We start from the raw sequence: 858 nt of genomic DNA, 5'->3' as shown, positions 1-858 counted from the left end.
CTTTTTCCTCTCTTCCCTCTCCCTCCCCCCTCCTCCCCTCTTTTTCTTCCTTCCCCCCTCCCCTTTTTCTTTTTTCCCTCCTTCCTTTTCTTTCCTCTCCCCCTCCCCCTCCCTCTCCCCCTCCTTCCTCTCCTTCCCTCCCTTTTTCCCCTTCTCCCTCTTCTCCTTTCCTTTCTCCTCTTCCTCCTTTCCCCCCCTTCCCCCCCCCTCCTTTCCTCCCTTCTCCCTCTCCTTTTCCTTCTCTCCCCTCTTCTCCTCTCCCTCCCTCTTCTTCTTCTTTTTCTTCTTCCCTCCTTCCCCCTCCTCCCTCCCCTTTCTCTTCCTTTCTTTTCTTTTCTCCTTTTTCCCCTCCTTCCCCTCCTTTTTCTCTTTCTTCCTCCTTTTTCTCCTCCTCTCTTCCCCCTTCTTTTTCTTTTCCCTCTTTTTTTTTTCCCTCCTCTCCTCCCCTCTCTCCTTCTCCTCCTTCTTTTTCTCCTCCCTCCTCTCCTTTTTTTCCTCTCCCTTTTCTTTCTTCTTCTTTCTTTCCTTCTCCTCCTTCCTTCCCTCCCTCTCTTTTTTCTTCTCCTTTTTCCTCTCTTCCCTCTCTTTCTTCTTTTCCCTTTTCCTTTTCTTCCTCTCTTTTTTCTTCTCCCCTCCTTCTTCCCCCCTCCCCTCCTCTTCCTCCTCCTCCCCCTCCCTCTCCCCCTCCTTCCTCTCCTTCCCTTCCTCCTCCCTCTCCTCCCTCTTCTCCTTTCCTTTCTCCTCTTCCTCCTTTCCCCCCCTTCCCCCCCCCTCCCTCCCCTTCTCCTCCCCTTCCTCCTTTCCCTCCTTCCCCTTCCCTTCCCTCCTTCCTTTCCCCTCTTTCTCCCTCTCCCCCTC

General features: G+C 53.4%; 1 protein-coding gene. It reads right to left on the bottom strand.

Annotation, left to right across the window (positions count from 1 at the left end; translation table 11 throughout):
• Positions 1-858, bottom strand: an 858-nt coding sequence (locus AU074_RS34990; protein WP_143503696.1) for a hypothetical protein, incomplete at both ends; no start/stop codon positions are given.

The organism is Pseudomonas sp. ATCC PTA-122608, assembly GCF_001952855.1.
Lineage (GTDB): Bacteria > Pseudomonadota > Gammaproteobacteria > Pseudomonadales > Pseudomonadaceae > Aquipseudomonas.
The sequence above is the reverse complement of the archived record's forward strand: the minus strand, read 5'-3'. Positions and strand labels throughout refer to the sequence as shown.